Source organism: Corynebacterium sp., assembly GCF_052107835.1.
In the GTDB taxonomy this organism is placed as follows: Bacteria; Actinomycetota; Actinomycetes; order Mycobacteriales; family Mycobacteriaceae; genus Corynebacterium.
The window spans coordinates 18,970-27,431 of sequence record NZ_JBQEDF010000046.1 but is presented as its reverse complement, the minus strand read 5'-3'; the positions used below and the strand labels follow the sequence as shown (position 1 = coordinate 27,431).

Annotated in this window: 7 protein-coding genes; 4 read left to right on the top strand and 3 right to left on the bottom strand. The window is 67.9% G+C overall.

All coding sequences use genetic code 11. The features are described 5' to 3' along the window. Window positions 1-34 precede the first annotated feature (34 nt). Window positions 35-1,636 (top strand): iron ABC transporter permease, encoded by a 1,602-nt coding sequence (locus tag ACTIL2_RS11415; RefSeq protein WP_442337582.1) that lies wholly within the window; start codon window positions 35-37, stop codon window positions 1,634-1,636. A gap of 96 nt (window positions 1,637-1,732) precedes the next feature. Here ACTIL2_RS11415 and ACTIL2_RS11410 read toward each other — a convergent pair whose 3' ends face one another. Continuing rightward, window positions 1,733-2,674 (bottom strand): hypothetical protein, encoded by a 942-nt coding sequence (locus ACTIL2_RS11410; RefSeq protein ID WP_442337581.1) that lies wholly within the window; start codon window positions 2,672-2,674, stop codon window positions 1,733-1,735. A gap of 148 nt (window positions 2,675-2,822) precedes the next feature. Here ACTIL2_RS11410 and ACTIL2_RS11405 point away from each other — a divergent pair, with 148 nt between their 5' ends. Continuing rightward, a complete protein-coding gene (locus ACTIL2_RS11405) occupies window positions 2,823-3,860 on the top strand; it encodes a YdcF family protein (RefSeq protein WP_442337580.1) in 1,038 nt (345 codons plus the stop codon). 1 nt (window position 3,861) lies between these two features. Here the strand turns inward: ACTIL2_RS11405 and ACTIL2_RS11400 are convergent, their stop codons facing one another. Both ACTIL2_RS11400 and ACTIL2_RS11395 read right to left on the bottom strand, forming a co-directional pair. After that, window positions 3,862-4,752: a carbon-nitrogen hydrolase family protein gene (locus ACTIL2_RS11400; RefSeq protein WP_442337579.1), complete on the bottom strand. Its 891-nt coding sequence runs from the start codon at window positions 4,750-4,752 to the stop codon at window positions 3,862-3,864. A 33-nt stretch (window positions 4,753-4,785) separates the two neighbouring features. After that, window positions 4,786-6,225 (bottom strand): phosphatase PAP2 family protein, encoded by a 1,440-nt coding sequence (locus ACTIL2_RS11395; RefSeq protein WP_442337578.1) that lies wholly within the window; start codon window positions 6,223-6,225, stop codon window positions 4,786-4,788. A 440-nt stretch (window positions 6,226-6,665) separates the two neighbouring features. Between ACTIL2_RS11395 and ACTIL2_RS11390 the strand changes: the two genes are divergently transcribed. Further along, window positions 6,666-8,078, top strand: coding sequence for a SulP family inorganic anion transporter (locus ACTIL2_RS11390; RefSeq protein WP_442337583.1), 1,413 nt, complete (start codon window positions 6,666-6,668; stop codon window positions 8,076-8,078). 48 nt (window positions 8,079-8,126) lie between these two features. Next, window positions 8,127-8,390 carry a hypothetical protein gene (locus tag ACTIL2_RS11385; protein ID WP_442337577.1) on the top strand — a complete coding sequence of 88 codons (264 nt, stop codon included), beginning with the start codon at window positions 8,127-8,129 and terminating at the stop codon, window positions 8,388-8,390. Window positions 8,391-8,462 lie beyond the last annotated feature (72 nt).

The following is an 8,462-nucleotide window of genomic DNA, read 5'->3' as shown; positions in this document are numbered from 1 at the left end:
CTGTTACCGATGTCCTGATCTAGAAGTGTCACCGATGTCCTGGGAGATTACATCCGCCATCGCCATGGCGTTGGACGCGGTGACCGGCATGCTGCTCATCCTGTTCAAGGAAAACACCACCGGTCTGTTCGCCTGGGGATCCGGGTCGCTGGCCCAACTCAGTGTGGACGCCTCAGTGCGGGCCGCCCCCGTCATCGCCCTCGCCCTTGTCGTTGCACTGCTGCTGTCGCGACGTCTGGACGTCCTCTCCCTCGGATCGGACGACACCGCGCTGTCCCTCGGCGTGCCTGTCCGCGCCACCCGCTGGACTGCCGTCGTCCTGTCCGTCCTGCTCACTGCCCTGTCGGTGACGGTCGCCGGGCCGCTGGCCTTCATCGGGCTCGGGGCACCGGTGCTGGCCAGACTGCTCGCCGCCCGGATCCATGCACTGCGCCGCCACGTCTTCCTGATCCCCGTCGCCGGGCTGACCGGCGCCCTGATCGTCCTGCTCGCGGACGCGCTCCTGCGCGCCACCCTCGGCGCCGAGCGCGCGGCGTCCATCCCCACCGGTGTACCCACCGCGCTGCTGGGGGCCGTCATCATCGTGGTGCTCGCCATGCGGATGCGTGACCGGGGCGTGGTGCGGCAGGCCAGGGCCAACGCGGGTGCAGGCACCGCCACCCGGAGGCGGTTCCTGATGGTGCTGGGTGTCTGCGCGGTACTGCTCCTCGGGGCCGTGGTTCTGGGCCTGCTGTCCGGCAGCCTGTGGCTGAAGCTGGGCGACGTCTCCCTGTGGCTGCAATCCTCCGCCCCGACCCTGGTCAGTGGAGCGCTGGACACCCGTGCGCCGCGTGTCGCCGCGGCCCTGCTGGCGGGTCTCGCCCTGGGCCTGGCGGGCTGTGTGGTGCAGGGGACGGTACGCAACCCCCTGGCCGAACCCGGACTCCTGGGCATCACCGCGGGCGCCGGGCTCGGTGCCGTCATCGCCACCACCATGCTGGGTGCGGGACGCCCCGTGCTGGTGGTCCTCGCCGTGGTCACCGGACTGCTGACCTTCGGTCTTGTCGCCGGACTGACCGTCCTGTCCTCGCGGGGCATGCAGCCCGACCGGTTCGTGCTCATCGGCATCGGCTGCGGCTACGGGCTGAGTTCGCTGACGACCTTCCTGCTGCTGCGTGCGAACCCCTACGACACCCCGCGCATCTTCACCTGGCTCTCCGGCACCACCTACGGGAGGAGCTTCCCCGACGTCCTTCCGGTGCTGGTCGTCCTCGTTCTCGCGGTTCCGCTGCTGTTCGTGCTGCGCCGGCACCTGGACCTGATGTCCGTGGACGAGGACACACCCCGGGTGCTGGGCGTCCGGGTCGGGCGGACGCGGCTGGTGCTTCTGACCGTGGCAGCCGTCCTCGCCGCAGTCAGCGTGGTCGCCGTGGGTGTCGTCGGTTTCGTCGGGCTGGTCGCCCCGCACCTGGCCCGCTCGCTGGTGGGGGCGCGGCATTCCAGGACGATCCCGGTGGCGATGCTGCTGGGCGGGATTCTCGTCTGTCTCGCCGATGCGCTGGGACGGTTCCTGATCGCACCGTCGCAGATTCCTGCGGGACTGATGATCGCGTTGATCGGTGCACCGTACTTCGTGTGGCTGCTGCGTCGGTCGTGAGTGCGCAGGCGGACCCGCGGCGCGATTCATCACGGAATCAACGAATCCCTGCCAACGATTCCCGGATTCCGAGACGGCTTCCGCCCACTGTGGCCGCTACACCCCGGGCGGATGCCAGTCCCACACCGTCCGGTCGGTCACGAGCAGCGTCGTACGCTGCGTCCTGCCCCGGGGGTGCCGCAGATTGTGCAGTACCGCGTCCCGCACCTGCAGCGCCACGAACTCACTGGCCCTGTCGATACTGACATCCGGGTAGCGGAGCAGCGTCCACCCCGCCAACACCGCGGCATTGCCTTTCCACCGGTCGTTGCGGAACGTGTTCGGACGCGCCGACCGGGCCGCATGGTACGTGCGACTGTCGATCTCGATGCACACTTTGACCTCCGGAATCACGATGTCGAAGCGGTAGCCGCACACCAGAGCGTTGACCTCGATTGACACCGGTAGCCCCTCCAAGGCACCCACGATGACCGCCACCGCTTTCACCTCCAGTGAGCTCGCGGTACCCGTGACCAGATCTTCCAGCAGTCCCGCAGCGATCGCACGGCGACGGGGTGGCATCGCAGCCATGTGCTCTGCCAGCCGCGTGTTCCCCTTCGCCCCCTGGTAGCTGCGCACCAGGAACTCGCGCAGGACGTCCCGCGGCGTTTCGTGGAGTTCGGTCGCGGTGTCGAGGGGTGTCAGCGTGGGCACAGTGTGGACCAGTTGCCCCACCTTCGTGTCGGACGTCGTGAGATCCAGGAGGGCGCCTCCGTCATTGCTCCGGTCACGCGGGATTCGTCCCTGCGCGGGCCAGTGCACGGAGTCGAATCCGGGGATCGCGTGCAGGAAAGCCGCTGTACTGCCCGAATACCGGAGCCCCGGGTGTGCCCACGCCAGGCCCCGGAGTGTGACGAGGTCGGTCTGCTCCTCGGTGCTGTAGAGGCCGCGGTCCAGCTTATGGAGCTCGCCCCGTCGTACTTTCGCGGCGATCTGTTTGTCCGGTACTCCGGCAGCAGTCAGTTCCCTGGTGCGCCAGAAGACCTTGTTCACTGTCACGGTTCCCCCTCGTCGGAATGCTGCCCCCTGCCGTGCCCCGTCCCTCACCCTATGGTCAGGCGGCGCGATTCATCACGGAATCAACAAATCCCTGCCAACGATTCCCGGATTCCGAGACGGCTTCCGCCCGACCGATAGGATGTCAGCCATGACAACAGCTTTCGGCGTGCTCACGGCACTTCTCGCGGTCCTCACGGTCTGGCGGATCATCAAGGAGCCGCGCCGGACCCTCAACGGCCTGCTGATCGTCGCCACCCTGGTCAGTCTGTGGATCACCCTGGTATCCCAGGGCACCGACAGCGCCCTCCTTTTCTACGGGGTCATCGTGGTCGGGATACTCGTGATCATCGCCGCCGGAGTGTTCCTGCTGTTCAACGGGGTTGTCGTGGTCAGGCGGGAAGGACTGCGGGTCTCCACCCTGGTACCGGCGGTCTTCGGGATCGCCCTTCTGGGTGTGATCGTGGGGATCGTCGTCGCGGCCCTGGCGGTCGGACGCGGCCCCGGGGAGAACCACCCATGGCTCGGCGAGACCCTCGTCTTCGTGGTCCTGCCGCTGTGTGCGGTGCCGGTCCTGATGTTCCTGGCGCAACTGGTCGCGTTCACGATCTACTCGCGTCTCTACCAGCGCATCGGCAGGACGACCCGGGCGGACGCCGTCGTCGTCCTGGGCGCTGGATTGAACGGGGAGGACGTCACACCGCTTCTCGGCGCCCGGGTCGACCGCGGGATCGAGGCCCTGCGGGACCTTCAGGACGCCGGACGCGACCCCGTCCTGGTCCTGTCCGGCGGGCAGGGGCCGGACGAGGTCATCCCCGAGGCGGAGGCGATGGCCCGCTACGCGGTGACACAGGGCGTGGACGAGTCCCTGATCATCAGGGAGGACACCTCCACCACGACGGAGGAGAACCTGGTCAACAGCCGGGAACTGCTGGGGCCGGACGCCCGGATGCTGGTGGTGACCAGCAACTACCACGCGATGCGCGCGGCATCCCTGACTGAGCAGCTGGGAATCGAGGCTTCCGTGGTGGGCGCGAAGACGGCGTCCTACTTCGTGCCGGCGGGCTTCCTCCGCGAGTTCGTGGCCGTGGTGGGCCACTACCGGCGGCAGAACCTGATCGTGTGGTCGGTGATCTCCGGGCTGTGGCTGCTGCTGTTCGGGACGCTGATCCTCGTCGCGAACCTGTAGGTCACTCCCCGTTCTTCCCCAGCTTCAGGTCCTGGCGGTGGCCGGTGAGCACCGGCAGGCCCTTGCGCACCTTCTCCACGTGGTTCGGGTCGATGTCCACGATCAGGGTCTGTGCCACGTAACCGGTCTCCGCGAGCCGGGTACCGCCCGGGCCGATGATCACCGAATGGCCGATGCCGGTCGGCCCGTCGTTCTGCCCGTAGCGTTCGGGGGACCCGGGGCGCGGCTGGCCGGCGGCGACGACGTAGCTGGTGGTGTCCAGGGCGCGGGCGGCGGTGAGGGTGCGCCACTGGTCGAGCTTGCCGGGCCCGTCGGTCCAGGCCGTCGGCACGACCATCACGGTGGCCCCCGCTTCGGCCAGGGCGTAGAAGTGCCCGGGGAAGCGGATGTCGTAGCACGTCGCCAGGCCGATCGTGACTCCCCCGACATCGAAGGTCACCCGCCTGCTCCCCGGCTTGACGGTGTCCGATTCCCGGTAGCCGAAGGCGTCGAAGGTGTGGATCTTGTGGTAGTGCTCGGTCCCGGAGGGCCCGGTGACCAGCAGGGTGTTGTGGACCCGCCGGAACTTGTTGGCGTCGCCGGTGCCCTCGACAGGCTCGGTCTGCAACTCACCGGACGGCAGACGGTACACGGTGTCGGCAGGGGTGAACATGCCGACGACCGCGGTCGTCCCGGCGTCCTGCGCGGCCTTCTCCACGGCCTTCGCGAAGGGCCCGTCCAGGGGTTGGGCGACGATGTCGAGTCGTCCTGCATCGAAGGGGAACATCGCAGCCTCGGGGAACACCACCAGGTCCGCTCCGCTTTCCGCGGACCCGGCGATGTAGGACTGGATTTTCGCGAGATTCTTGTCGACGTCCGGTTCGGAGTTCATCTGGATCACGGCGATGCGCATGAGTCCCAGGGTACGGCAGGACGTCTCAGGCTGTCAGAGACTTCCGGCCAGGGAACCGGGGACCCCACCGGGGACATCGTTGTTGACGACGCTCGGTGCGTCCTGCCCCGGTTCCACGTCCGCGACGTCACCGGTCGAGTCGATGGTGACCTTCGCGCTGAGGGCCGCAGGCAGGTTGATGCGCTGCCACCCCTCGGAGGACGCGTCCAGCGGGTACCCGGAGTCGATCTGGGTCGCTGCCAGCACGGAGCGACGCTGGGTGTCGGTGAGCTCGGGGTACGCGGTGACCAGGAGCCTCTCGGCGTTCTCGGGAACCTGCGCTGCGTTGGACGCGGTGCTGGTCTTGTCGAAGCCGTAGGTCATGCGGGATTCGTAGGCCTGCAGTGCGCTGGCACGGTCGGTGACCGGTTCGGTGGAGACCGGGTCGGTGAAGGGGTTGGTGTACCCGCCGGCGTCATTGGCGCCGGTGTCCGCGATGCAGTCGGCCAGCGTGCTGCCGTGGCCGTCCGCCTCGCAGCGCTGCTCGAGGTAGCCGACGAGCTCACCGCGGGCGGGCTGCAGGGTCTGCCCGATGTAGTCGCCGTCGGCGAGCTGGGTCGCGGTGTTGACGTGGCCGGAGATGCGTCCGCCGATGACGTCCAGCGGGTAGTGGACGCCCAGGACGATGCGGTTGTTGCCGGCCTCCGATCCGCGGGTGATGATCTCGGGGGCGAGTTCGGGGAGCAGCTCGGCGAGCTGCAGGCTGATGCCGTAGGCGTAGGTGGTGTGGCCGGAGGGGAATGCCTGGTTCAGGTCGTCGAGACCGTTCTCGCCGATGCCGGCCATTCCGTCGTAGTTCGCCGTGTGCGGTTCCCCGTCGTCGGGGCGGGTGCCCTGGTCGGGGATGCGGTCGATGTCGAGCTGGGCGTCCAGGCCGTTCAGGTCATTGTCGCCGTTGCGGGAACGGTCACCGACACCACCCTCGTCCTCGTCGTCGGTCTGCAGGAAAGGCCGCGGGAAGTTGAAGTCGGTCTTGGCGTCGCCGGTGGTGGCGTTGGACTCGCCGGTTTCGACGACCTCGCTGGTCAGGGGAAGTGCACCCTGCTCGACGCCCTCGGTGAGGTAGCCGCTGAGGACGGGGCCCAGGGAGTCCCCGAGGGTTTCGGTCCAGATCTCGTCGGCGTCCTCGAGGGCGCGCAGCGCCTGGTCGGGGTCCGCGGCGCCGGCGTGGTTGATGCCGAGGAGGGTGTCGTCGTTGGCCTTGAGGACGTCCGCGCCCTTGTCGGTGACGTCGCCGTTGAAGGCGGTGGCCAGCGTGTCGTCGTCGGAGGCGTCGTCGTACTCCGCCGGGGACCACCAGTCGTTGAACTCGCTGAGGAGTTCGGTGCGGTCAGGTCCGGGAGGGGTGTCGGCGAGCGCGGGGGCCGTAGTGAGAAGCGCGGAGGCTGCTGTGACCGTGGCGAGGAGAGTGAGTGGGAGGGAGCTTTTTCGCATGGGCCACAGGGTCCGCCGCCGGTCTGAACGCGCAGTGGCCTGCGGGGTGTCGGTGAATTGAACTAACCGTGAACGTCCGGTGACCGGGAACGAGGGGCGGCGGGAGCACCCCGGGCCGCCGGACGGGGCATGGTGGATTTCGCGATCGACGTCCCGCGCAATGGCCAGGTACCTCAGCGCACCGTTTTCCCGGTGTCAACTGAAGTACAGCCCCGCAAAGCGGTGCGATCAGGGACAGCCGGCACGATGGAGCACGGTACCGACGGTCGCGGTCCGGTCGGGGGACGTGGGTGCCAGAATGGCGCCTACCCTTCGCCGACCCTGAGCTGTCCACCCGTGCGGTATACGATTCCCCTGTGTCCGACTCCGCCGCCTCCCCCGCCACCCCGACTGCCCAACAGAGACCCTCCACCGTCCTGTCCGCGCTGAAGAGCCCGAGGATGCTGACCGTCGAGATCCTCGGCGGCCTGGTCACCGCCTTCGCGCTGATCCCGGAATCGTTGAGCTTCGCGATCGTCGCCGGGCTGGACCCGATGATGGGCCTCTACGCCGCCTTCACCATGGCGTGCGTGACCGCCGTCCTGGGGGGACGCCCCGGGATGGTCTCCGGCGCGGCGGGCTCGATCGCCCTGGTCATCTTCCCCGTGGCCCGCGACCACGGGGTGGAGTACCTGCTGGCCACCGTGATCCTGGGCGGGCTGATGCAGATCCTCTTCGGTGCACTCGGGGTGGCGAAGCTGATGCGCTTCATCCCGCGCTCGGTGATGGTCGGCTTCGTGGACGCCCTGGCGATCCTGATCTTCTCCGCGCAGCTGCAGCACCTCTTCGACGTGCCCTGGCTGGTGTACCCACTGACGGCCGCCGGACTGCTGGTCATCGTGTTCTTCCCGAAGCTCACGTCCGCCTTCCCCGCGCCGCTGGCGTCGATCCTTCTGATCACTCTGGCGGTGATGGTGTTCAGCTGGGATGTCCCGACGGTCGGTGACCAGGGCGAGTTGCCGTCGTCCTTCCCCGGCTTCGTGGTTCCGGACGTCCCGTTCGATCTGGAGACCCTAGGCATCATCGCGCCGTACGCCTTCGCGCTGGCGATGGTGGGTCTGATGGAGTCGCTGCTGACCGCGAAGCTGGTCGACGACATCACCGACACGCACTCGGACAAGACCCGGGAGTCACTGGGACAGGGCGCGGCGAACGTGGTCACCGGATTCTTCGGCGGCATGGGCGGCTGCGCGATGATCGGCCAGACGATGATCAACGTGAAACAGGCCGGGGCACGGACGCGCCTGAGTTCCTTCCTCGCCGGGGCGTTCCTGATCGTCCTGTCGGTGTCGTTGTCGGAGTGGGTCGGCCAGATCCCCATGGCTGCGCTGGTGGCGGTGATGCTGGTCGTCGCGTTCACCACCTTCGACTGGAACTCGGTGCGCACGTTGGGTGTGATGCCGCGCTCGGAGACGATCGTCCTGCTGGTCACGGTGGTGGCCACTGTGCTGACCGACAACCTTGCGGTCGGTGTGGTGCTGGGGGTTGTCACGGCCATGATCGCCTTCGCCCGGCGCGTGGCGCACCTGACGCGGGTGGAGCCGGTCGGCGAGCCGCACGGCGGACGTTACCGGGTGCAGGGACAGTTGTTCTTCGCCTCCTCGAATGACCTCGTGTACCAGTTCGACTACGCGAATGACCCGGACGAGGTGACGGTGGACTTCACCGGGACGACGGTGTGGGACTCCTCGACGGTGGCTGCACTCCAGGGTGTTCGCGAGCAGTACGCCCGTCGCGGGAAGTCGGTGGAGTTCACGGGTTTGGACGCGGTGAGTTCGGGTTACATCGACCGGCTGGAGGGACGGTTGGACTGACAGGTGATCACCGACCCGCTACGTTGGAATGGGAAAGGAATGATACCCATGCGCCGAATCACCACAGCACTGTCCGCCACCGCACTCGCCACCGCCACCGCTTTCGCCGGGGCATCGGTGGCCTCAGCACAGGACCTGCCGGAGGATGGCACGGGAGTTGACCCTCTCGCGTCGGGACAGGCGAGCCTCGACGTCGCCAACTCGCTTCCTGAGCCGCTGCGGACCGTCGTCCTCAACGGCGTTATTGCACCAGCGGTCATTCCCTCCGTAGCCCTCGTTCTGGCGTCTTCCGACCCGTCCGGGGGCGCCTGAGTTATCCACACCCGCCGGACCCGGTGGGTGAAACCGGACGAAAGTTATCCACAGGAATCGGCCGTTTCAGGG

Coding starts and splice junctions, on each gene's coding strand:
- ACTIL2_RS11415 (WP_442337582.1), top strand. CDS start 35: ATGTCCTGGGAGATTACATCCGCCATCGCCATGGCGTTGGACGCGGTG.
- ACTIL2_RS11405 (WP_442337580.1), top strand. CDS start 2,823: ATGACAACAGCTTTCGGCGTGCTCACGGCACTTCTCGCGGTCCTCACG.
- ACTIL2_RS11400 (WP_442337579.1), bottom strand. CDS start 4,752: ATGCGCATCGCCGTGATCCAGATGAACTCCGAACCGGACGTCGACAAG.
- ACTIL2_RS11395 (WP_442337578.1), bottom strand. CDS start 6,225: ATGCGAAAAAGCTCCCTCCCACTCACTCTCCTCGCCACGGTCACAGCA.
- ACTIL2_RS11390 (WP_442337583.1), top strand. CDS start 6,666: ATGCTGACCGTCGAGATCCTCGGCGGCCTGGTCACCGCCTTCGCGCTG.
- ACTIL2_RS11385 (WP_442337577.1), top strand. CDS start 8,127: ATGCGCCGAATCACCACAGCACTGTCCGCCACCGCACTCGCCACCGCC.